This window comes from Salegentibacter echinorum, from assembly GCF_900129445.1.
Classification (GTDB): Bacteria; Bacteroidota; Bacteroidia; order Flavobacteriales; family Flavobacteriaceae; genus Salegentibacter; species Salegentibacter echinorum.
The window spans coordinates 117,004-140,358 of the sequence record NZ_FQVT01000002.1 but is presented as its reverse complement, the minus strand read 5'-3'; the positions used below and the strand labels follow the sequence as shown (position 1 = coordinate 140,358).

Below are 23,355 nucleotides of genomic sequence, written 5' to 3'. Positions count from 1 at the left end.
GTTGATTTTGAACATATTCAGCAGACTTATTTTCTTCTTAATCCTGGCTGGAAGCATTACCGGCTGTTCCAGAAAAAAGAATACTTTTCTTAACCGCAACTGGCATGCGGTGACTACAGAATACAATACCCTTTACAATGGAAATCTTGGCCTGGAGCGTGGGAAAGAAGAACTGCATCAAAACTACGCCGACAATTATTGGGACCTTTTGCCTATAGAGCGGCTTCAAGTTGATGAGAACATTATTTTGCCAGATAGTGTGCGAAATCAAAATTTTGGTTATGCTGAAGAAAAAGCCGTAAAAGCCATTCAACGGCACTCCATGTTAATAGAGGGAAAAGAGCGCAATCCGCAAATTGATGAAGCCTATTTGTTGCTTGGAAAAGCCCGGTATTATGAACAACGATTTATCCCCGCTTTAGAAGCCTTCAATTATATTTTGAGAAGGTATCCGGCCAGCAATAATATTATTCACGCCCGGGTATGGCGGGAAAAAACCCATATGCGATTAGATAATAATCGGTTAGCGGTAAATAACCTAAAAAATGTGCTGAAGCTTAAATATTTAGAAGAGCAGGATATTGCAGATGCCAGCGCGACTATGGCACAGGCTTACATTAACCTTAGACATTTAGATAGTGCGATCACACCTTTGCAGCAGGCGGCAGAGTTTACCAGGAAAAAAGCAGAAAAAGGCCGCTATTTTTATATTCTTGGGCAGTTACACAATAGATTAGCTGAAACAGAAGCGGCCAATAAGGCTTTTGATGAGGTGATAGCCCTAAACAGGAAATCGCCACGAGTCTATATGATAAATGCTTATGTGCAAAAAGCGCGAAATTTCGATTATGCCCAGGGAGAAAACTATAAGCTAAGAGAATTACTTGAAGAATTGGAGGAGGACCGAGAAAACCGCCCTTTTTTGGATAAAATTTATTTTCAGATTGGTGAATATTACAATAGGATAGATTCTACAGACACTGCGATAAGCTACTATAAACAATCATTACGACAACCGGCCAGTGATCTTTATTTGAAATCTATTAATTACGAAATTCTGGCCAATATTAATTTTGACCGCAGCAATTACACCCTGGCCAGCAAATATTACGACAGTACGCTCACCGAAATGGATCCGCGGTTAAGGGAATTTCGAACGATTAAAAAGAAGAGGGACAACCTGGAGGATGTCATTAAATATGAAGGCATCGCCTATAAAAATGATAGTATTCTGCAACTTAGCCAAATGACCCCGGCTGAGCAGTTGGATTATTTTGAAGATTATACAACCGGCTTGCGAAATAAAATGGAGGTAGATGCAGCTACTGTTCCGTTTAATTTACCAGAGATCAATAACCAGCCAGCTGCCGGGAGTGCGCGTAAATTTTATTTTTATAGCGAAGCACGGGTGCAACGTGGAAAACAGGAGTTTTTAAACAGGTGGGGTGAACGTCCTCTTGCCGATAATTGGCGGTGGGCCCAGGTAAGTTTCGAGCAGGATAATGAGGTTGCTGATAATGTAGGACTATCTGAAGAAATTTTAGATAATGACCCGCGCTTAGATCCCAATACTTATATCAATAAAATCCCAACTGAGAAATCGGTCTTAGATACTCTTATTCGCGATAGGGATTTTGCTTATTATCAATTGGGGGTAATTTATAAGGAGAATTATGGGGAATATGCGATGGCCAAGGATAAATTGGAAACTTTGGTCACAAATTCTTCGGAAGAACGTTTAATTCTGCCGGCAAAATATAACCTTTATGAACTATATGAAACCACCGGGGATCACCGTAAAGCCGAAGCGATGAAACAGGAGATTTTACAGGAATATCCAGATTCACGTTATGCAGCTTATATAGAAAACCCGGGGAAGTTTAGCACCCAAAAAAACTCGCCAGAAGTAGTTTACGATAGTCTTTACCTTAAATTTGAACATCAAAATTTCGATGAGGTTATTACAGAAACCAATCGATATATTTCAGAATTTAACGGAGATCCTATTGTGCCCAAGCTGGAACTTCTAAAAGCGCAGGCCAGTGGTAGGTTATTAGGTTTAAAAGCTTATAAAACCGCATTAAATTACGTGGCATTAACTTATCCACAAACTGCTGAAGGAAAAAAAGCTCAAAACACGCTAAATACAACCATTCCGCAGTTAAAAGATTTAAAATTCAATACAGATTCCCTTCAGAAGAATTATAAATTACTGTATGATTTTAAACTTGAAGATAAAGAAGCGGCTTTAAATTTAGAGAAAACAATAAAAGAAGCGATTTTTGAAGTAGGCTATGGGCATTTATCGGTTTCAGTAGATGTTTATAATCCCGAGAAGCTGTTTTTGATGGTTCACGGACTGGAAAATAAAAAACGAGCCCTGGGTTTTGCTGAATTATTGGCAATTAATGAAGATTATTTGGTAAAGAAAGAACCGCTTGTAATTTCTTCTGAAAATTATAGGATTGTACAAATTAAAAAGAACCTGGATGAATTTCCGGAACCTATAAAATAACCTTATAGCACTTTGCACCCAAAGAAACTATGAAAAAGAACGAAATAAATAAATACCTGGGATTTGTAAACATTGCTTTTCAAATGGGTATAATTATTGCCGGCGGGGTGTTGCTGGGGATTTGGTTGGATGGGAAATTTCCAAATAAATACTCGGCATTCACTATCTCTCTATCTTTGCTGGGAGTTTTTATTTCTTTATACCAGGTTTATAGAGCCGTAACTAAAATGAGCCAAGAAGACGAAGAAAATGAAAAATGATATCCTTGCTTTCTTAAAGATTTTGCTTCCCTTTAGTATTAGCCTCTGGTTAATTCAATCTTTACTACAACATTATGTATTTAACATAGATTTTTTCTACAGCGCTTATAGCATCTATATCTTTCATGGTGTAGCCACATCTATAATTTATGGAATTTTAGTTTTAGTGTATCGAAACTTTAAGGATAAAACGGGATTTGCTTTTATGGGATTAAGCCTGTTAAAAATGCTGGCAGCAGTTTTGTTTTTACTTCCGCTGGTGCTAAGTGAGGCAAATGCTATTTTTGCAAATATTTTAATATTTTTTATTCCTTATTTCCTGTTTTTAGTATTGGAAACGCTGTATGCAGTAAAACTAATAAACAGAACATAAAGCCTTGTTTATCAGTAATACAAACAAAAATAACACATTTGCTAAAATTTTCGTTAGGGTGCTTTCAAATAAAAATTAAAAGTTTACCTTTGCAGCCAAATTTAGAGCCCATAATTTTAAGTAGAACAGGTACTATGACAGCACATAAATCTTTAAAGATTATAGTGACGCTTACACTAACCTTAGCTTTATTCCCTTTTAAGACTTTTGCCATAGCAGATACGGTAGAGGAATCAAAAGACGAGTTCAACCCTACCGAAATGATCATGCACCATATTGGTGACTCTCACGGTTGGCATTTTTTTGGAGAAGGTGAAGATTCTTTCACTTTACCACTTCCTGTTATTCTTTATACAGAAAATGGGCTGGTAAGTTTTATGTCCAGCGCTTTTCACCATGATACCGAAGGTAAGCACGTGGTGGAAAAGGACGGGATGCGTTTTGTAAACTATCACGAAGATATTTACAGGCTTAACGCCGGAGCAGAAACAGTAGAGTTCGATGAAGAACACACTCCTTTAAACGCTAGTAAGCCCTGGGATTTCTCGATTACCAAAAACGTGGCGGCCATGTTTTTAACGGTAATCTTAATGCTTATTTTCTTCTTTGGCTTAGCTACGCATCATAAAAAAAGTGAAAAAGCTCCGGCTGGATTCAATAATATATTGGAAACCTTAGTGCTTTTTGTGAGGGATGAAATTGCGAGGCCGCAAATAGGGGAGAAGAAATATATGAAATTTATGCCGTTTCTTTTAACCGTGTTTTTCTTTATCTGGATTACCAACCTTTTAGGTTTATTGCCGGGAGCGGCAAACGTAACAGGGAATATTGCAGTTACCGTTTCATTAGGCTTGTTTACCCTCGCTCTTATTCTTCTTAATGGAAATAAAGATTTTTGGAAGCATACGCTATGGATGCCGGGCATTCCTACCTTTGTTAAACCTATTTTAGCAGTAGTGGAATTGCTGGGCCTAATGATAAAGCCCATTGCATTAATGATACGTTTATTCGCCAATATAACGGCGGGTCATATTATTATTTTAAGTTTATTAGCATTAATATTTATACTGGAAAGTCACGGAGTTGCCGGGATATCGGTTCCTTTTGCCCTTTTCATTACAGTACTGGAATTGTTAGTAGCATTCCTGCAAGCGTTTATTTTTACAATGCTGTCGGCCTTATTTATTGGGGCTGCGGTTGCGGAACATGAACATCATTAATTTTAATTTTTAATTTTTTTACTATGGAATTATTACACGTAGGTCTTGCAGCTTTAGGAGCTGGATTGGCAGTTATTGGAGCCGCTTATGGCGTTGGTAAAATAGGTGGTTCAGCAATGGACGCTATTGCACGTCAGCCAGAGGCTTCTGGGAAAATCCAGACTGCAATGATTATTGCAGCTGCTCTTGTAGAAGGGGTTGCTCTTTTTGGAGTTGTAGCTGCATTATTAGGGGTTTTAACTACCTAATAAAATTCAAAAAACCCATTCGTAACGGTTGGTTGCGAATGGGCTTTTAAAAAAATGATGTTAAGAAGTATTATAAATAAATAATTATGGATTTAATTACTCCTGAAGTTGGTCTTATTTTTTGGCAAACTATAGTTTTTCTAATATTGATGATTATCCTTGCCAAGTTTGCCTGGAAGCCTATTTTGGGTGCGGTAAGAACACGGGAAGACTCAATTAACCAGGCGCTGGATTCTGCTGAAGATGCACGTAAAGAAATGCAAAACCTTAAAGCAGATAACGAAAAGGCTTTACAGGAAGCACGTGCCGAGAGAGATGAGATTCTAAAGGAAGCTCGCGAATTAAAACAAAAAATGATTGCTGAAGCAGAAGGAGAAGCGCAGCAAAAGGCCGATGTTATTGTGAGCAAGGCTAAAGAAAGCATTGAAAGAGAAAAGCGTGCCGCAATGGCCGATATTAAAAATCAGGTAGCTACACTTTCTGTAGAAATTGCTGAAAAGGTAATTGGGAAAGAGTTATCTACCGAGGAGAAACAACATCAAATGATAGACAAGATGTTGAAAGAAGCTACTTTAAACTAAGTATAATGAAAGGAACCCGGGCAGCAAAGCGCTATGCCAAGGCAATTTTAGACCTGGCCAAAGAAAAGAAATCTGCAGATGCAGTTTTTGCAGATATGCAGCAAATCTCAGACACCATTGACGCAAGCAAGGATCTTAAAGATATGCTCTCCAGTCCAGTTGTGAAATCTTCGGTTAAAAATGCGAGTTTAAAAGAGATCTTTAAAAATGCCAATGAAGTTAGTTTTGGTGCTTTTGATGTTCTTATAGAAAACGGGCGAATCAATATTTTGGATCTGGTAGCCAGGAATTATATATTACGCTACAATGATATGAATCGTTCCCAGGAAGCTGTGGTAACTTCAGCCGTACCTTTAACTGCCGATTTGGAAATGAAAATACAGGCGAAAATAAAAGAGCTTACCGGTGGAAGTGCGAAAATAAACAATGTAGTTGATAAAGATATTCTTGGAGGTTTTATATTGCGAATTGGAGATTTGCAATATGATGCCAGTGTTTCAAGAAATTTAAATAGGTTGAAAAGAGAATTAAGAAACAATACATACGTTTCATCTATATAATATTAAAGACCAGAGACCTTAAGTTTTAGAATGCTTTGAGTTGGTCTAAATTATTAAAATAACTTGCTAGTATAAGTGGGTTAAAAGGCTAAAAAGAAATTTAATTAAAACAGCGTTGCGTATTTAATGCAACATTTTACCTTAAATAATTATGGCAGAAGTAAATCCTGCTGAAGTATCAGCAATATTAAAGAAACAATTATCAGGTTTTGAAAGCGGAGCCTCATTAGATGAGGTGGGAACCGTGCTTACTGTTGGGGATGGTATCGCCAACGTTTACGGTTTGGCTAACGCACAATACGGAGAGTTGGTTCAGTTTGAGAGCGGTCTTGAAGCGATGGTACTCAACCTGGAAGAAGATAATGTTGGGGTTGTTCTTTTAGGTCCTTCTGAAGGTATTAAAGAGGGATCTACAGTAAAACGAACCGGAAGGATTTCTTCAATCGATGTTGGGGAAGGCATTGTTGGTCGTGTGGTAAACACTTTAGGACATCCTATTGATGGAAAAGGTGAGATTGAAGGGGAAACTTTTCAAATGCCATTAGAACGAAAAGCTCCCGGGGTTATTTACAGGGAACCGGTAACCGAGCCGTTGCAAACAGGAATTAAATCTATTGATGCCATGGTTCCTGTAGGAAGGGGACAGCGTGAGCTTGTAATTGGTGATCGCCAAACTGGTAAAACTACCGTTTGTATTGATACTATTCTAAACCAAAAAGAATTTTATGACGCCGGGAAACCTGTGCATTGTATATATGTTGCTATTGGGCAAAAAGCCTCTACTGTAGCTGGAATTGCCAATACTCTTGAAGAAAAAGGAGCTATGGCTTATACTACTATTGTAGCTGCAAATGCATCAGACCCTGCGCCAACGCAGGTTTATGCACCTTTTGCCGGAGCCGCAATTGGGGAGTATTTTAGAGATACCGGTCGTCCTGCTTTAATTATTTATGATGATCTTTCTAAACAAGCGGTAGCTTACCGTGAGGTATCTTTGTTATTGCGTCGTCCACCGGGACGTGAAGCTTACCCTGGGGATGTTTTCTTCCTGCATTCAAGATTATTGGAGCGAGCTGCTAAAGTGATAAACGACGATGAGATTGCAAAAGGAATGAACGATTTGCCAGAATCGCTTCAGGGAAAAGTGAAAGGTGGCGGTTCATTAACTGCGTTGCCAATTATCGAAACCCAGGCGGGAGACGTTTCAGCATATATTCCTACCAACGTGATTTCGATTACCGATGGGCAAATATTCTTAACTTCAGATTTATTTAACTCGGGGGTACGTCCCGCTATTGATGTGGGTATTTCTGTATCCCGTGTTGGTGGTTCTGCCCAAATTAAATCGATGAAAAAAGTTGCCGGTACTTTAAAACTGGACCAGGCACAATTTAGGGAATTAGAAGCCTTCTCTAAGTTTGGATCTGATCTGGATCCTACCACGTTAAGCGTAATTGAAAAAGGTAAGCGTAACGTAGAGATCCTAAAACAGGCAGAGAACGATCCTTATGCTGTAGAAGATCAAATCGCGATTATCTATGCAGGTTCAAAGAATCTACTTAGAAATGTACCGGTAGATAAGGTAAAAGAATTTGAAAAGGATTACTTAGAGTTCTTAAACACAAAACATAGAGACCATTTGGATACGTTGAAATCTGGGAAATTAACAGATGAAGTTACCGACACCCTGGTTTCTGTAGCAAAAGAACTTTCAGCAAAGTACAAGAAATAATAGGCGCCCCTCCCAGCCTCTACGAGGGGGAGGGGTGAATAGCATAATTTAAAAATTGCTCTCTTTTTGGGAGCTTAGGTATGGCAAACTTAAAAGATTTACGCAACAGGATAACTTCAGTGTCGTCAACGATGCAGATTACCAGCGCTATGAAAATGGTGTCGGCGGCAAAGTTGAACAAGGCTCAGGATGCAATTACGCAAATGAGACCTTATTCTGAAAAGCTTACCCAGCTTTTACAGGATCTAAGTGCAAGCCTGGATGATGATGCCAATAATAAATATGCCCAGGAACGCGAAGTGAAAAACGTGTTAATGGTGGCTATTTCTTCCAATAAGGGCTTGGCGGGTTCTTTTAATGCAAACGTTGTTAAAGCGGTGAAATATAAAGCTAAGAACGATTATAAAAATGTCAATTTAGATCTTTATACGCTTGGAAAAAAGGCTAATGATGTGCTGAAAAAGGAGTATAGTATCTATAAGAATGATACTCATATTTATGACGAGCTTTCTTTTGAGAATACCGCAGCCATTGCCGAAGAGCTTATGGAATTGTATTTGGACGAAAAGTATGATAAAATTGTTTTGGTTTACAACCAGTTTAAGAATGCCGGTAACCAAATCATACAACACGAGCAATTCCTGCCTATCGAGCAATTAGATACCGATGAAGAAAAGGAACTGGATTATATTTTTGAACCTTCAAAAATAGAAATTGTAAAAGATCTTATTCCAAAATCTTTAAAAACTCAATTATTTAAAGCTTTAAGGGATTCTTTTGCTTCAGAACACGGCGCCAGGATGACGGCAATGCACAAAGCCACAGATAATGCTAAAGAGCTAAGAGACGATCTTAAATTGTCTTATAACAAAGCAAGACAGGCTTCTATTACCAATGAGATCTTAGAAATTGTTGGTGGGGCCGAAGCCTTAAACGGATAGATTATTACTTAAAATATTTAGGGATTTTTCCCGTTTTATAAAACCCGTAAGTATACTGCGGGTTTTTTGTTTGGCGTGCATTTTGTTTTGTACTTTTAGCAAAATGGTTTTTATCCTCTTGCTGTAATAATTAGAATATAAAAATTTAATGTGATGAGAAACTTTATTTTATTTTCTGGAGTTGTATTGGTATTAAGTCTTATTACGAGTTGTGGCAGCAATAAAGAATTGCAGGAACGTGCTCCCGCCCAGTTCCAGGAAATCTATGTTAGCCAGCATGAAAATGGAATAAATCTCAATATTCCCGTAGCGGTAATCCAGCAGCAACGCGTTAGTCTCGATAGCGTTTATTTTAGGGGAATGCGCTCTGCTTTGGTTAAAGATAAAGAACAAAAAAATCTTTATACCGCTAAATTTAATACAGCAGCCGGGATGAAAATAATGAGTTCAGATCCTGCCGGGGAAAACAAAAATACCCCACCGCAAAAGCCGGAAAAGTCACCTTTTGATCTTAATAAAGACGAAGCCGTACTTGTTTTTAAAGAAGGAGGCAAAACGAAGTACTACAAAATAACCAATATAGCAGAACGGAATTAATAACTTGTTGCTAAATTATAACAACAGTTGAGTACTCTAAAGCGTTTTTTTCAGGATACGATTATCTATGGTTTTGCGACGGTTTTGCCACGGTTAATGAACTTTATCCTGGTGCCTTTGCACGTGAGCGCTTTAACGACAGGGAATTATTCCATAAATACTACTTTTTACGTTTGGGCGGCGTTCTTTAATGTGGTGCTTTCCTTTGGGATGGAAACTGCTTTTTTTAGATTCTTTGCTACGAGTAAAGAAAAAAATAAGGTGTTTTCTACTGCTTTTATTTCCCTAACCGCCAGTACGATTATTTTCTTTTTACTGGTATTTATTTTCCGTGAACATATTTTTGATCTGCTGGATTTAAAGCCTTTCTATTTCAATATACTTTTGGGTGTCCTGGCTTTAGATGCCCTGGTGGTGATTCCTTTTGCCTATTTAAGGGCTTCAAACCGGCCTGTGAAATTTGCACTGGTTAAAATTATTAATATAGGAATTGTAGTTTTACTCAATTTCTATTTTTTGTGGTGGGTTGCGAAATTCCCGCAAACCACCCCACAATTTATTTTAGACAATTATTCAGATGCTGATAAGGTGGGGTATATTTTCCTGGCTAACCTCGCTGCCAGTGCCGTAACATTTTTAATTTTACTACCCTACTTTTTTAGGATGAAAGCTAATTTTAGCGTTCCTGTCTTTAAAAAAATGATTGGTTATTCCTGGCCAATTATGGTAGCCGGTCTCGCCTTTGTGATCAATGAAAATTTAGACAAACTGCTTTTAAAAGATATGCTTTCCGATGAGATTATGGGGGCTTATTCAGGCTGTTATAAGCTGGCGGTATTTATGACCATTTTTGTGCAGGCCTTTAAGCTAGGCGCTGAACCTTTTTTCTTTAACCAGGCAGAAAAAAAGAATGCCCGGCAAACCTATGCGCTAATCCTAACTTATTTCGTGATTGCAGGAAGTTTTATTTTACTGTTTTTGGTGGCTTTCTTAGACTTTTTTAAAGAACTTATTATAAGAAATGATGATTATTGGGTTACCATTGCGATAGTACCTGTTGTCCTTTTGGCAAATCTTTTTTTAGGTATTTATCACAATCTTTCGGTATGGTATAAGTTAACCGATAAAACCCGAATGGGTATGTATATTTCGGTATTTGGAGCATTAATAACCATTGGCTTAAACCTGTTATTAATCCCGGTAATAGGCTTTATGGCTGCGGCCTGGGCAACCCTGGCTGCCTATGGTAGTATGGTTATGATCTCTTACTTTTTGGGAAGAAAATACTATCCAGTGCCTTATAATATTAAAAAAATAGGTTTTTATTTAATACTCTCTTCGGGGTTATCTATAATTTCCTTCCTGTTTTTTAGGGAAAATTATATAGTGGCTTCCGGATTTATACTTTTGTTCCTGCTAATTGTATATTTTATGGAACAAAAACAACTTAGACAATTAATTAATTCCGGATAAAAAACTATCGATTTTAGATTCAGAAATGAATAAAATGAAAATTATAAAAGTCAGACACTTATCCGATAAAAATTAGAAAGCAATGAAAGTAAAGATTATCAACAAATCCTCCCATAATTTACCAAATTATGAAACTGAAGCTTCTGCAGGAATGGATCTACGAGCCAATATTTCTGAAGCTGTAACGTTAAAACCCTTAGAACGTGCTATTGTGAAAACCGGACTTTTTATAGAGCTTCCGGTGGGTTTTGAAGCACAAGTAAGACCCAGAAGCGGTTTGGCAGCAAAAAAAGGAATAACAGTGTTGAATTCCCCAGGTACCATAGATGCCGATTACCGCGGGGAAATTGGTATAATTCTGGTAAATTTATCAAATGAAGAATATACTATAGAAAACGGTGAGCGCATAGCCCAAATGGTTATTGCCAAACACGAGCATATTTCCTGGCAAGAAGTTGAAGTTTTGGGAGAAACCACACGTGGTGCAGGCGGCTTTGGCAGTACAGGAAAATAACTAAGATATAATAATACTAAGCTTGTTTTAAGCTTCCCGTAGAAAATTAATTATAAACAACATTTTCGGTTTACGAAAATGACAAATTAAACTTATGAAAATTATAGTGCCTATGGCAGGTCGTGGTTCACGGCTTCGTCCGCATACTTTAACAGTACCAAAACCATTAATTCCGGTGGCCGGTAAGCCAATTGTACATCGTTTGGTGGAAGATATTGCCAAAGTTCTGGATCAACCTATCGATGAAATTGCTTTTATTTTGGGCGACCCTGCTTTCTTTGGAGATGATGTGGTAAAAAGCCTGGAAGACCTAGCAAAAAGTTTAAATGCCAAAGCTACAATTTACAGGCAGGATCAACCTTTGGGAACCGGTCACGCGATCATGAGTGCAAAAGAATCCCTTTCTGGCCCCGCGGTGGTGGCCTATGCCGATACCCTTATTAAAGCCGACTTTAAACTGGATGAGGAAGCAGATGCGGTAATTTGGACTAAAAAAGTTGAAAACCCAGAGGCTTTTGGCGTGGTAAACCTTAATGAGAAAGACGAAATTATTGAGCTGGTAGAAAAACCAGAAAAATTTGTAAGCGACCAGGCAGTTATTGGCATTTACTATTTTAAAGATATTTCCGTTCTAAAAGGGAAGTTGCAGGAAGTGTTGGAGGAAAACCTTATGCACGGTGGCGAATACCAGATCAACGACGGAATTAAGAAAATGATGGCCGAAGACAGAGTATTTAAAACCGGCACTGTCGATGAATGGATGGACTGTGGTAATAAAGAAGTTACCGTAGATACCAATGCAAGAATGCTTAATTTTTTACATCAAGACGGTGAAAAATTAATCGCAGATTCAGTAAAAATAGCTAATGCTGAAATTACCGAGCCTTGTTATATTGGTGAAAATGTTGAGCTAACCAATGCTAAAATTGGTCCTAATGTTTCCATTGGCGATGGTACAAAGATTACAGATGCAGAAATTAAAAATAGCCTTATTCAAACTTTTGCTGAAGTAAAAAACGCAAAATTAAATAATGCAATGATTGGGAATTTCGCTAAGTTTAATGGCGATTTTACTGAAATAAGTATTGGCGATTATTCAACCTTAAAATAATTGCACAAAGACCGATTAATTATTTCTCAAATTTTCAATGAAACCGGTTTATTCGGTTTCTTTTATAGCTATTTAAATAACCTTAATCGGTCTTTGTATAAAATTTTACCCAGTAATTATTCTTTATGAAAAAGAGGCTTTTTCTTATGCTTTTAGTTTTTGGAGCTGTTTTGCCCTCTGGGAATCTTTGTGCACAGGAGAAAGACCTGGCAGTTCAGGATGTAAACGAGGATAATTTGGGTAATGTTACAGATCAATTTCAGGAATACTTTTTTGAAGCTCTAAAACAAAAAGGTATTGAAAATTATGAAAAGGCATTACGGGCTTTACAAAGATGTGAAGAACTGCAACCGGAAAGTGCGGTGATCTATTTTGAAAAAGCGCGCAATTATAATGCTCTAGAAGATTATGATAAAGCGATTACCAATCTTAAAAAAGCTCACGAGTTAGCTCCAGCGAGGGAAGATGTGCTGCATGAGCTTTATAAAACCTACACCCGCGCAAAACGTTATCCAGAAGCTATTTTGAGCCTTAAGAAACTTATAGAAATCGATAAAGATTATAGGCAGGAACTGGCAAATCTTTATTTAATGAATCAGCAGTACGATGAAGCGCTGCAAACTATAGAGGAGGTGGATAAAGAACGGGGGACAAGTTCATACCGTAATAAGCTAAGGCAGCAAATCTATGCCAGAACGGGAAACATTGGGGCGCAAATTAGCAATTTGGAAAAAGCGATAAATGAACAACCAAAAAATGAAAAAAACTATCTCAACCTTATTTATATCTACAGCGATAGAGGTAATGAGCAAGAAGCTTATAGAACGGCTTTAAAATTGCAGGAAAATGTACCCGGATCAAGTTTGGTTCACCTGGCATTGTATAAATTTTATTTGGAAATGAAACAGCCCGAAGAGGCTATAAAGTCTATGAAAACAGTGTTTAAAAGTGAGGAAATAGACGCAAAATCCAAATATAAAGTACTGAATGATTTTTTAAGATTTGTAGATCATAATCCCAATTATGAAGATGAACTTATGTCGGTTAGCAAAACGCTTAGGGAAAAGGAAAATCTTCCCAAATTATATGAACAGCTTGGCGTTTATTATATGAAGCGAGGGGCAAACGAAGATGCGCTTAACTTTCTTGAAGAAGGTTTGGCAGATAATCCCAATGATTTCGAACTGCTAAGAAATACATTATTTCTGCAATTAGAATTGAAAAAATATAAAGATGCCCGGGACCTTAGCGAAGATATGCTTGAAGTTTTCCCTACACAACCGGTTTTGTACTTGTTTAAAGGAGTTGCTTTAAATAAGCTGCAAGAGTTTAATGAAGCCATAGAAATACTTACATTTGGCCTGGATTATTTAATTGGTAATCCTGGAATGGAGATTGATTTTTATACTCAATTAGAGCTCGCTCACCAAAAGTTGGGAAATGTAAAAGAATCGCAAGCCTACAAGACTAAGGCTGAGCAGTTAATTAAAGAATTACAATAAATGTATAAGAAAATAATAGGATTGGTGTTTATAAGCCTTTTTGTTGTGGCTTGTGGAACCCCAAAATCTACTACCGGCTTGCCTACAGCAAATGTAGAAGCAGCCAATATCATAAAAAAGCATTATGCCAACGAGCTTGATTTTAAAAATGTAAGTGGGAAATTGCGCGCTGTTTATCAAAATGAAGAGCGAACCCAGTCGGTGGGGTTAAGCTTTAGGATGGAAAAAGATAAAGCCATTTGGATGAGTGCCTCTGTGTTGGGGTTTCAGGTGGCAAAAGCGTATATCACCCCCTCGCGTGTGAGTTATTACGAGAAGGTGAGCAAGACTTATTTTGATGGAGATTTCACCCTGTTAAGTAATCTTTTGGGTACTCCTTTAGATTTTAAAAAACTTCAAAATTTACTCATAGGGCAGGCCATTTACGATTTAAGGGAAGAGTCTTACGACTTTTCACAAACGGCCAGGGGCTTCCAATTCGCCCCTTCCGAAGAAAACTTTATAAAAAAAATGTTTCTGCTGAATCCGGAAAACTTAAAAGCATCGGCACAACAATTAGCGCAAACCGGCCAGAATAAAAGTGTGACGATTACTTACTCTGATTACCAAAAAGTGGACGGAAGAATATTTCCGGAGAGCATAAAAATTATCGCAAACGAAGGCAGTAGCAGCACCAATATTGACCTTACTTACAGGTCGCTGGAATTTGATAGGGATAATATAAACTTTCCGTTTGATATTCCTTCGGGATATGATGAAATAAGCGTAGAATGAAGTTAAGGAAACTCTGTAGCATAGTATTTATAATTGGGTTTGCACTGGGCTCTTTATCGGCGACAGCACAAACTACCCGTGAAAAATTGGAAAGAAAGCGCGTAGAACTTAGGAACGAGATAAGGCGCATCAACAAGCTTAGGAGTAGTAATAAAGACAAACAACGCTCTGTGTTGAGCCAGGTGGAAGATTTAGATCAACAAATAAGAAGCACAGAAAACCTTATAAAGGTTACCAATCAACAGGCCAACTTATTGACCAATCAAATAAGTGCAAACACCAATAAAATTTCCCGGCTTAGGAAGGAGCTTGAAGAATTAAAAGAAGATTACGCGCAGATGATAGAAAAATCTTATAAAAGTAAGTCTTCGCAAAGCCGGATTATGTTTTTAATGTCTTCTGAAAGCTTTTTACAAGCTTATAAGCGTTTGCAATACATGAAACAATATACCAACTACAGGCAACAACAGGGTGAGACCATTAAAAAAAATACCGAAAAACTGCAGGAGTTAAACAAAGATCTTGTTAACCAAAAGGAAGCAAAGGATAAATTGATTGCCGAAAATCGTGAAACCAGGGCTCAACTAAGAAGGAATAAAAAGGCACAACAGGAGTTGATGCAGGATATAAGAAGTAAAGAAGGGGAATTTGCCAGTCAGATTAGGCAAAAACAGCAGGAAATAGACAAGATTAACCGGCAAATTGAAAAGATGATTCGCGAGTCTATTGCCAAGTCTAACGAAAAAACCGGTTCTACTGAGCGTAATGTCTATAAGCTCACCCCCGAAGCCAAAGCCCTTGCTGCCGATTTTGCCAAAAATAAAGGTAGGTTGCCATGGCCGGTACGATCTGGCGTTGTGACTTCTCGTTTTGGTCGACAGCCGCACCCGGTGGTAAAATCTATTAGTATAAATAATAATGGGGTAAATATCGATACCGATCCCGGTGGGAAAGCACGTGCTGTTTTTAGTGGAACGGTAAGTGAGGTGCAGGTACTAAAAGGAGCTAATAAAGCGGTCATGGTGAGACACGGGGACTACATCACTATTTATGATAATTTGGACAATGTATATGTGCGCAGGGGTGATGTGGTGAACACCGGCCAGGAACTGGGAGAAGTTGCCACCAGCCGTACTACCGGCAAAACAACCCTGCACTTTTTAGTTTATAAAAATATGCAGAAAATGAACCCTGCAGATTGGATTCTGGAAATGTAGGGTTTCAGTAGGCAGTTATTTAGTAAGCAGTGGGCAGTCCCAGTTTGCAGGGGAATATAAACTGGCTAATTTCTAACTTTAGTCGATAGTTTTTTAATTTACGAGCTAACGAATCACCGTATCGCTACATCTTCGCATTAACACATTAGCAGATCACCCCATCAACACATTATCGCATCATCACATCAATCAAAAATTGCTTTTAGCTCGGTAGCATCCTGAGGTTGCATTTTACCCGCAAGCACAAGGCTAAGTTGCTTTCGTCTTAGAGCAGCTTCAAAACGCTCTTTTTCCTTCTCGGTTTCTGGATCTATTCCCGGTACTCTCACGGGAGCTCCGGTTTCATCTACCGCTACAAAGGTATAAATAGCTTCATTGGCTTTAGAGCGTTTTCCGCTTTCCCGGTCTTCTATCCAAACGTCTAACACTATTTCCATAGAAGATTTAAAGGCTCGGGAAACAGCAGCCTCAACGGTCACTACGCTTCCCAAAGGAATCACTTTATTAAAAGCAACGTGGTTAACCGATGCAGTAACTACAATCCTGCGGCTATGTCTTCTGGCTGCAATACTCGCGGCACGATCCATACGGGCTAATAACTCTCCTCCAAATAAATTGTTGAGCGGATTGGTCTCACTGGGTAAAACCAAATCGGTTACTATAGTTCTGGATTCTTTAGGATTTTTTGCCTGCATCTCTATGTGTTTTTGGCAAAAATAAGATGCTTTATGGGATTAAATGCAATATTACTAAAAATATTGTACGCTTAAAGATTCAATCACAATAGTAAGCGAGACGTTTCGCTGCAAGAAAAAATAGAAAAGACTAACTCTAACTAACTAAGAATCCTGCTTTTTTATAAGTAATATTCTTCAACTAAACTCTATTTCTTGAAGATTTCGAATAACAAGGAGGAAAAATATGCAATTCCCTTCAAATCCTGCTATAAAAGAAAGTTTGCTATTTAATTTTGTCTTTACCGAACCTTAAAGATTATTAAATAATCCTGTATGATTAAAGCTCTTCTACCAATAGCCAGGCTCCTTCGTGACTTCTTCTTATTTTGTTAAGTAAATTTATCGCGTCTCTTCGGCTTTCTCGACTGGCGTAAACTACCTGGTGCAAACCGTATTTATTAGCGCCGATTAAACGGGCTTTAAAGCCTTCGTCTTTAAGTTCTAAAACCTTCTTTTTGGCGTTTTCTTCTACCCTAAAGGCACCGGCAACAATATGGTAATTTCCGGTTTCTTTGGCTACTTTTAAGGTAACCGCGGGCAATGGATTATCTATGACAAAGGTAGCTTGCTGAATTTGCTGCTGAAGTTGTTCCTGTGCCTGCTCTTGCTCGGCAATATTATGTTGGGATACCTGGTCGCTGTAGAAATTTAATCCAACAAATCCTGAAATTCCCAGGGCCACTAAGCCTATAGCAGCATATTTTAAATAAGCCGGGGCCTTTCTTCGATTTGGCGTAAAGTGTATAGGTGCCTTTTCTTCCAGTTCTTCAACTTGCTCTTTATAAGTTTCACGACTCACCGCAGCGCTCTGGAAGCTATCTAAACCAAAAGAATCGGTAAGGTAATTTACCTGTTCAAAAGGCTCAAACTGAAGTTTTTCTTCAGCATAGTAAAAAATACCAATATTCTCCAGTTCAACTTTTCCATCTTTCTGGAAAGAGTTGTCTAATTTCTTAACAAAACTGCTAATAATTTTGATGGCCTCATTATATGAAACCTGTTGCACCTGGGCGATATAATTCGCTAGAAGTCCATCGTTTTTCCTTAGTTGGGAATTAAACGAAACGACCTTTTTCGGCGGAAAGAAGGTATGGGTTTCCTCATTTATAGTTGCCGGCTCCTTTTGGGAAAGAAAAGCCCCAAAGCCCGGCAGAATTACGCATTCGTAACGATAAAGTAAGTCCTGGATGTGTTTAGCTATCTTCATTACCGCAAAAATAAGGTGTTATTTGATTCTTCCTAAAGTTAGCTAAAGAAATTTTATTAACAAACCTTTTTTTCCGTATTTTTAAGAAATCCCAAAACAATTAAAATGCTGATGCTGTGAAAGGCAGGGCAGATGCGCTAAAACTATCAGCCTATAAAAAACTAAATTAAATAGTCTTAAATCTAATTTGAATTTATGTCTTCAGAAGAGTTACAGTATGTTTTAGCTTTACAGCATATTTCAAATTTAGGGGATACAACAGCCAAAAAATTGATTGGTCATTTTGGATCGACTAAAAATATTTTTCAGCAGAAAAAATCAGATTTACTTAAATTAACCGGAATTGGTACTTCCCGCGTACGGGATTTCCATAATGCCTCTCATCTAAAAGCCGCCGAAGAAGAGCTTCGGTTTATCGAAGAGAATAAGGTAAAAGTGCTTTATTTTAGGGATGCAGATTATCCCGAGAAATTAAAGCACTGTATTGATGGCCCTGTTTTACTGTTTCAAAGGGGAAATATCGATCTTAACAATCAGAAAATAATAAGCGTGGTGGGTACGCGCAAGATTACCCAAAGTGGGATTGCTTTCTGTGAACAATTCATTGAAGATTTAAGTGTTTTAAATCCCGTGATTGTTTCGGGTTTTGCCTATGGAGTAGATATTACGGCGCAAAAATCCGCGGTGGCCAATAACTTGCAAACCATTGGCTGTTTAGCACACGGCCTCAACCAAATTTATCCAAAAGTACATCAAAAGTATGTGGCATCTATTGAGGAAAATGGGGGTTTTTTCACCGATTTTTGGAGTAGCGATGATTTTGACAGAAATAACTTTTTAAAACGGAACCGTATTATCGCCGGTCTCAGTGAGGCTACCGTAGTTATTGAGAGCGCTGAAAAAGGTGGTTCCCTGGTCACTGCCGATATTGCCAACTCCTACAACCGCGAAGTCTTTGCTGTTCCCGGGAGGCCAACCGATAAACTGAGTAAAGGCTGCAATAATCTTATAAAATCCCAAAATGCGCATTTGTTGAGTTCGGCGGCAGATTTGGTTTATATGCTTAACTGGCAGCCAGAGAAAGAGGCAAAAGCAATTCAGAAACAATTATTTATAGAGCTGGAAGACGAGGAGAAAAAAGTCTTCGAGTTTTTAACAAAAGAAGGGAAAGCCCAGCTAGACAGCATTGCACTAAACTGTAACTTTCCCTCGTTTAAAACTGCGGGCATTTTAATAAATATGGAATTAAAAGGCGTGGTTCGCCCATTACCCGGTAAATTATTTGAGTTGATTTAATCGCGGGGCGATAGCCAGGGATTTAATTCTCCGGGCTTGCCTCGAAATGTTTTTTTGTAAGTACACCTCGCAGCCTTGGGGTGAAGTTGTTGATTAGGAAACTTAATACCCAATTTTCTTTCTTACCTTTTGTAAAACTGAATCGGCTACACTTTTTGCCTTTTCGGCACCTACTGCTAAGGCTTTATCAATCTCCTGTGGATTATTGATATAATACTCATACTTTTTTCGCGGTTCTTCAAAGCGTTCCAAAAGCAGTTCATACAGCGCTTGCTTGGCGTGGCCGTAACCAAAACCACCGGCTTCATATTTCTCGCGTAATGCCTCAGTTTCGCTCTTTGATGCTACCAATTGATAAAGAGCGAACACGTTACAGGTGTCGGGATCTTTTGGTTCTTCCAGCGGGGTACTATCGGTAGCTATGGCCATGATTTGTTTGCGCAGTTTTTTATCGCTCACAAATAAATTAATGGTATTCCCTTTAGATTTACTCATTTTAGCTCCATCGGTGCCGGGAACATACATCGTATTTTCTTGAACTTTCCCTTCTGGAATTACAAAAACCTCCCCCATTTGTGTGTGAAAACGTTTGGCTACATCGCGGGTAATTTCCAGGTGTTGAAGTTGGTCTTTTCCCACGGGCACGATTTCGGCATCATATAAAAGGATGTCGGCCGCCATTAGCATAGGGTAGGTAAAAAGTCCCGCGTTAATGTCTTCCAATCTATCAGATTTATCTTTAAAAGAATGCGCCAGGGTGAGGCGTTGATAAGGGAAATAACAGCTTAAATACCAGGACAGCTCGGCCGTTTGAGGAATATCGCTTTGCCGGTAAAAAACTGTTTTTTCAATATCTATCCCGCAAGCAAGCCAGGTGGCAGCGACAGAATAAGTATTGTTTTTTAAAGTTTCAGCATCTTTTATTTGCGTGAGTGAATGCATATCTGCAATAAAAATAAAAGATTCATTATTAGGCTTGTTGGCCATTTCTATGGCGGGCAGGATTGCACCTAATAAATTTCCTAAATGTGGGGTTCCTGTGCTCTGTACCCCGGTAAGAATTCTGGACATCTGCTTTTTATGTTTTTCGCAAAGGTACTTTTTTTGCCGAATTCCCTCGGCTCATTTTATTACTTTTGATAACTATGAGGATTTTAAAATCGGCTCTTATCATAATTTGGCGCATTTGGTTTTACACATTGTTGGTAATCCCAATCTTATTGATGTTGCCTGTTTTGATTATTGTGACTTCTGCAGAACGGTTTTATCCCCAGTATTATGTGTGTGCCAGGATTTGGGCAAAATGCATTTTATATGGGATGGGTTTTTATCCTGAAATAAAACGGATGCAGCAGCTCGATCCCAGTCGTAATTACATGCTGGTGGCTAACCATACTTCCATGATAGATATTATGCTGATGCTTATTCTTATAAAACAACCTTTTATTTTTGTAGGAAAACAAGAGTTAGCGAAAATTCCGCTTTTTGGCTTCTTTTATAAAAAAACCAATATCACCGTAGATAGAAAATGTACCAAAAGTAGGCAAGATGTTGTCACCGAAGCGCAACGAAGGTTGGATAGGGGAGCGAGTATCTGTATTTTCCCCGAGGGCGGCGTGCCAGATGATCGCTCTTTGGTGTTAGATAGTTTTAAAGATGGCGCTTTTAGATTGGCGATTGCACACCAAATTCCCATAGTTCCCATTACCTTTTATGATAATAAGAAGCGCTTTTCTTATAAGTTTATCTCCGGTAGCCCTGGAAAACTTAGGGTTAAGGTTCATAAATTTATTGAAACCGAAGGAAAAAGCCCTTCACAAAGACGGGAAATTAAAGAGCGAACCCGAAATGTAATCTTAAACGAGCTTATTAAAGATCTTAAAAGTAATAATAAACCGACTTCTTAAACTTTAGCTTTTTCAAAACTAAATAGTGGAGGCATCTGTTATCTTATCTCTTTTTTCCTCTGTTAAACATTGTAGAAATTTTTATGAATGTTTACAGGCTAATAAAGGATTTTGACAGAATCGCTTCTAATTAATGAAAAAATTGTACTTAGTTTTTTCTTATAACTTACGAAAACGAAATTAATTATCGTATTTTCGTGTTTTTTGATGTCTAAATTGCTATTTTAGAAACAAAACAAAGGAAAAAACAAGTTCAATCATTTTAAGAGCAAAATATATGAATGCAGAAAATACACAAAAAGGACCAGCCCTCGTTATTTTAGCCGCAGGAATGGGGAGTAGATATAACGGATTAAAACAACTGGATACGTTCTCACCACAAGGGGACACCATTATAGATTTTTCAATTTATGATGCCATCCAGGCCGGGTTTAAAAAGATTGTCTTTGTGATAAGGAAAGAGTTATTACAGGATTTTAAAGACATGTTTGAGCCAAAAATAAAAGGTCGTGTTGAGGTAGAATATGTTTTTCAGGAGTTGGACAAAGTGCCAGATGAATTTATTGATGAAGAAAGGAAAAAGCCCTGGGGAACTGGTCATGCTTTAATGCTAACCAAAGATGTAATCAAAGAAAATTTTGCCGTGATTAACGCCGATGACTTTTATGGACGAAAGGCGTTTGAAACCATGGCAGAGAGCTTAAAAAATACCGATCCAGATTCTTATAAATTTAATATGGTGGCCTACCGATTAAAAAATACCGTTTCTGAACACGGTTATGTCTCACGTGGAGAATGTAAATTATCTGAGGATGGTTTATTAAAAGATGTTACCGAGCGTACCCATATTGAAACTAAGGGGGACGAAATTTTGGTAGAAAACGACCAGGGCGAGTTGGAAAATATAGATCCAGATACTTTTGTGTCCATGAATTTTTGGGGCTTTACCCCTAAGTGTTTTGAATTTGGTTGGGACCTTTTCCGCGAATTTTTGGAAGAAAATAGAGGTAAACTTAAAGCTGAGTTTTATATTCCAAACTTGGTAAATGAGATGTTGAAATCTGATAAGGTGACGGTTGATGTTCTTATTTCAAACGAAAAATGGTTTGGGGTAACATACAGAGACGATAAGCCTATAGTTCAATCTGAAATTAGTAGGTTGAAAGAAGAAAATGTATATCCGATTAAACTTTGGGAATAATGAATAAAGAACATGTAAAATCGGTTTTTGAACAATTTGAGCACGGTACTACATTTAAATACTTAAAAGAATTTACCAGCGGTCATATTAATGACACTTATTTTATTGATACCGAAGAGGGTGAGAAATTTGTGCTACAGCGCGTTAACCACGAAGTGTTTAAAGATGTACCGGCTTTAGTAGCCAATAAAGTGAGGGTGAGTAAACATCTTGCCGCAAAATTACCAGAGCTACCAGATGCTGAAAAGAAAAGGCGCGTTCTTAGTTTTGCACCGGCATCTACCGGGGAATACCACCTTAAAGATGACTTGGGGAAATTTTGGAACCTTACTTATTTTATAGATGATAGTAAGGTATTTGATACCGTTACAGAACGAGAGGTAGCTTACGAAGGAGGGAAGTTGTTTGGTGACTTTATTAAAGCAACAGATGATTTTGACAGTGCTCTATTGACCGAGGTGCTTCCCGGTTTTCACGATATGAAAAATAGGTTAGGGCAATTTGAAGAAGCCAGGTCACAAGCTAGCGAAGAAAGACTTGCGAAGGCTAAATCTTGTATTGATAGGGTAGAAGAGCTAAGGGAAGAAATGGTGATTCTACAAAACCTGAAAGAAGATGGTCAAATCCCGGTGCGCGTAACGCACAACGATACAAAAATTTCCAATGCTCTTTTTGATGAAAACAACAAAGGCTTGTGCGTTATCGATACAGATACCGTAATGCCGGGAATTGTACATTACGATTTTGGTGATGCTATTCGCACTATTTGCAACACTGCCGAAGAGGATGAAAAAGATTTGGATAAAGTTACTTTCAATGTAGATTATTATGAGGCTTACCTGGAAGGATTTTTAAAAGAATTGCACGGATCCCTAAATGAGACCGAGATTAAAAACTTACCTCTGGGAGCTAAAACCATCATTTTTATTATGGGCTTACGCTTTCTTACAGATTATCTAGCGGGTGATAAGTATTATAAAACCACTTATCCTGAACATAATCTTGATAGGGCTAAAAACCAATTAAAATTAATTGAAAGTTTTGAGGCACAAACCGCAGCAATAGAAAAAGCAAGTGAATCTATTTTGAGCCAGATAGGTTAGGAGAAAAGCTTCTCTATTGTCCTGGCAAAAATTAATTAAGTGATTTGCTCAAATAAAAGTGATTATTTTAAGCAATTATACAAATAAACCGCAAAGTTTAATTTATTAAGTCTTTGCGGTTTTTTGCAATTTGGTATTTTCTAAAAAAAATATGCTTTATACTTTCGATGATGTAAGTTCAACTCAATTGAAGTTTAATAAAAAGGCGAATCTCATAAATATGTGGGTCAAAGCCGGGTTTCACTTTATTTTACTGAAATTTCAAAGGTTTGGTAGCTGCAAAAGT

Annotated in this window: 23 protein-coding genes; 20 read left to right on the top strand and 3 right to left on the bottom strand. The window is 38.0% G+C overall.

The genetic code is table 11. The annotated features are described in order from the left end of the window. The first annotated feature begins 7 nt into the window (after positions 1–7). From porW to BUA71_RS04240, 16 genes are all read left to right on the top strand, one after another. Entirely contained in the window at positions 8–2,515 is a 2,508-nt protein-coding gene (gene porW / locus BUA71_RS04315; RefSeq protein WP_072877744.1) for a type IX secretion system periplasmic lipoprotein PorW/SprE, read from the top strand. Positions 2,516–2,544: 29 nt separating this feature from the next. After that, a complete protein-coding gene (locus BUA71_RS04310; protein WP_072877122.1) occupies positions 2,545–2,775 on the top strand; it encodes an AtpZ/AtpI family protein in 231 nt (76 codons plus the stop codon). Continuing rightward, positions 2,765–3,148, top strand: a complete 384-nt coding sequence (locus BUA71_RS04305; protein WP_072877120.1) for a hypothetical protein — start codon at positions 2,765–2,767, stop codon at positions 3,146–3,148. Before BUA71_RS04310 ends, BUA71_RS04305 begins: the two co-directional genes overlap by 11 nt. Before the next feature lie 134 nt (positions 3,149–3,282). After that, positions 3,283–4,368 carry a F0F1 ATP synthase subunit A gene (gene atpB / locus BUA71_RS04300; RefSeq protein ID WP_072877742.1) on the top strand — a complete coding sequence of 362 codons (1,086 nt, stop codon included), beginning with the start codon at positions 3,283–3,285 and terminating at the stop codon, positions 4,366–4,368. A gap of 23 nt (positions 4,369–4,391) precedes the next feature. Then, positions 4,392–4,616, top strand: coding sequence for an ATP synthase F0 subunit C (gene atpE / locus BUA71_RS04295; protein ID WP_072877119.1), 225 nt, complete (start codon positions 4,392–4,394; stop codon positions 4,614–4,616). Positions 4,617–4,702: 86 nt separating this feature from the next. Next, positions 4,703–5,197, top strand: coding sequence for a F0F1 ATP synthase subunit B (locus BUA71_RS04290; RefSeq protein ID WP_072877117.1), 495 nt, complete (start codon positions 4,703–4,705; stop codon positions 5,195–5,197). 5 nt (positions 5,198–5,202) lie between these two features. Continuing rightward, complete coding sequence (gene atpH, locus BUA71_RS04285) at positions 5,203–5,757, top strand: ATP synthase F1 subunit delta (protein ID WP_072877115.1); 555 nt, start codon at positions 5,203–5,205, stop codon at positions 5,755–5,757. A gap of 151 nt (positions 5,758–5,908) precedes the next feature. Continuing rightward, entirely contained in the window at positions 5,909–7,489 is a 1,581-nt protein-coding gene (gene atpA, locus BUA71_RS04280; protein WP_072877114.1) for a F0F1 ATP synthase subunit alpha, read from the top strand. An 80-nt stretch (positions 7,490–7,569) separates the two neighbouring features. Then, positions 7,570–8,430, top strand: coding sequence for an ATP synthase F1 subunit gamma (gene atpG / locus BUA71_RS04275; RefSeq protein ID WP_072877112.1), 861 nt, complete (start codon positions 7,570–7,572; stop codon positions 8,428–8,430). Between the two features lie 153 nt (positions 8,431–8,583). Then, complete coding sequence (locus BUA71_RS04270) at positions 8,584–9,027, top strand: hypothetical protein (protein WP_072877110.1); 444 nt, start codon at positions 8,584–8,586, stop codon at positions 9,025–9,027. Positions 9,028–9,054: 27 nt separating this feature from the next. Beyond that, entirely contained in the window at positions 9,055–10,500 is a 1,446-nt protein-coding gene (locus tag BUA71_RS04265) for an oligosaccharide flippase family protein (RefSeq protein WP_072877108.1), read from the top strand. A gap of 82 nt (positions 10,501–10,582) precedes the next feature. Then, positions 10,583–11,014, top strand: a complete 432-nt coding sequence (dut, locus tag BUA71_RS04260; protein ID WP_072877106.1) for a dUTP diphosphatase — start codon at positions 10,583–10,585, stop codon at positions 11,012–11,014. A gap of 94 nt (positions 11,015–11,108) precedes the next feature. Further along, positions 11,109–12,125, top strand: coding sequence for a sugar phosphate nucleotidyltransferase (locus tag BUA71_RS04255; protein ID WP_072877104.1), 1,017 nt, complete (start codon positions 11,109–11,111; stop codon positions 12,123–12,125). Positions 12,126–12,250: 125 nt separating this feature from the next. Continuing rightward, positions 12,251–13,627 (top strand): tetratricopeptide repeat protein, encoded by a 1,377-nt coding sequence (locus BUA71_RS04250; protein WP_072877102.1) that lies wholly within the window; start codon positions 12,251–12,253, stop codon positions 13,625–13,627. Further along, positions 13,628–14,401 carry a lipoprotein insertase outer membrane protein LolB1 gene (locus BUA71_RS04245; protein ID WP_072877100.1) on the top strand — a complete coding sequence of 258 codons (774 nt, stop codon included), beginning with the start codon at positions 13,628–13,630 and terminating at the stop codon, positions 14,399–14,401. Beyond that, a complete protein-coding gene (locus BUA71_RS04240; RefSeq protein ID WP_072877098.1) occupies positions 14,398–15,618 on the top strand; it encodes a murein hydrolase activator EnvC family protein in 1,221 nt (406 codons plus the stop codon). Before BUA71_RS04245 ends, BUA71_RS04240 begins: the two co-directional genes overlap by 4 nt. A 185-nt stretch (positions 15,619–15,803) precedes the next feature. Here the strand turns inward: BUA71_RS04240 and BUA71_RS04235 are convergent, their stop codons facing one another. After that, complete coding sequence (locus tag BUA71_RS04235) at positions 15,804–16,313, bottom strand: acyl-CoA thioesterase (protein WP_072877096.1); 510 nt, start codon at positions 16,311–16,313, stop codon at positions 15,804–15,806. Between the two features lie 319 nt (positions 16,314–16,632). Beyond that, a complete protein-coding gene (locus tag BUA71_RS04230) occupies positions 16,633–17,562 on the bottom strand; it encodes an HU domain-containing protein (RefSeq protein ID WP_072877094.1) in 930 nt (309 codons plus the stop codon). A gap of 195 nt (positions 17,563–17,757) precedes the next feature. Here BUA71_RS04230 and dprA point away from each other — a divergent pair, with 195 nt between their 5' ends. Beyond that, positions 17,758–18,858 carry a DNA-processing protein DprA gene (dprA, locus tag BUA71_RS04225; protein WP_072877092.1) on the top strand — a complete coding sequence of 367 codons (1,101 nt, stop codon included), beginning with the start codon at positions 17,758–17,760 and terminating at the stop codon, positions 18,856–18,858. A 102-nt stretch (positions 18,859–18,960) separates the two neighbouring features. On the opposite strand, the gene trpS is transcribed toward dprA, so the two are convergent. After that, positions 18,961–19,929: a tryptophan--tRNA ligase gene (gene trpS / locus BUA71_RS04220; RefSeq protein WP_072877089.1), complete on the bottom strand. Its 969-nt coding sequence runs from the start codon at positions 19,927–19,929 to the stop codon at positions 18,961–18,963. A gap of 74 nt (positions 19,930–20,003) precedes the next feature. Between trpS and BUA71_RS04215 the strand changes: the two genes are divergently transcribed. The 3 genes from BUA71_RS04215 (at position 20,004) to BUA71_RS04205 (ending at position 23,069) form a co-directional block, all read left to right on the top strand. Beyond that, positions 20,004–20,765 (top strand): lysophospholipid acyltransferase family protein, encoded by a 762-nt coding sequence (locus BUA71_RS04215; protein WP_072877087.1) that lies wholly within the window; start codon positions 20,004–20,006, stop codon positions 20,763–20,765. A gap of 277 nt (positions 20,766–21,042) precedes the next feature. Beyond that, positions 21,043–21,966: a nucleotidyltransferase family protein gene (locus BUA71_RS04210; protein ID WP_072877084.1), complete on the top strand. Its 924-nt coding sequence runs from the start codon at positions 21,043–21,045 to the stop codon at positions 21,964–21,966. Further along, complete coding sequence (locus BUA71_RS04205) at positions 21,966–23,069, top strand: phosphotransferase enzyme family protein (protein WP_072877082.1); 1,104 nt, start codon at positions 21,966–21,968, stop codon at positions 23,067–23,069. The genes BUA71_RS04210 and BUA71_RS04205 overlap by 1 nt, the downstream gene beginning before the upstream one ends. Positions 23,070–23,355 lie beyond the last annotated feature (286 nt).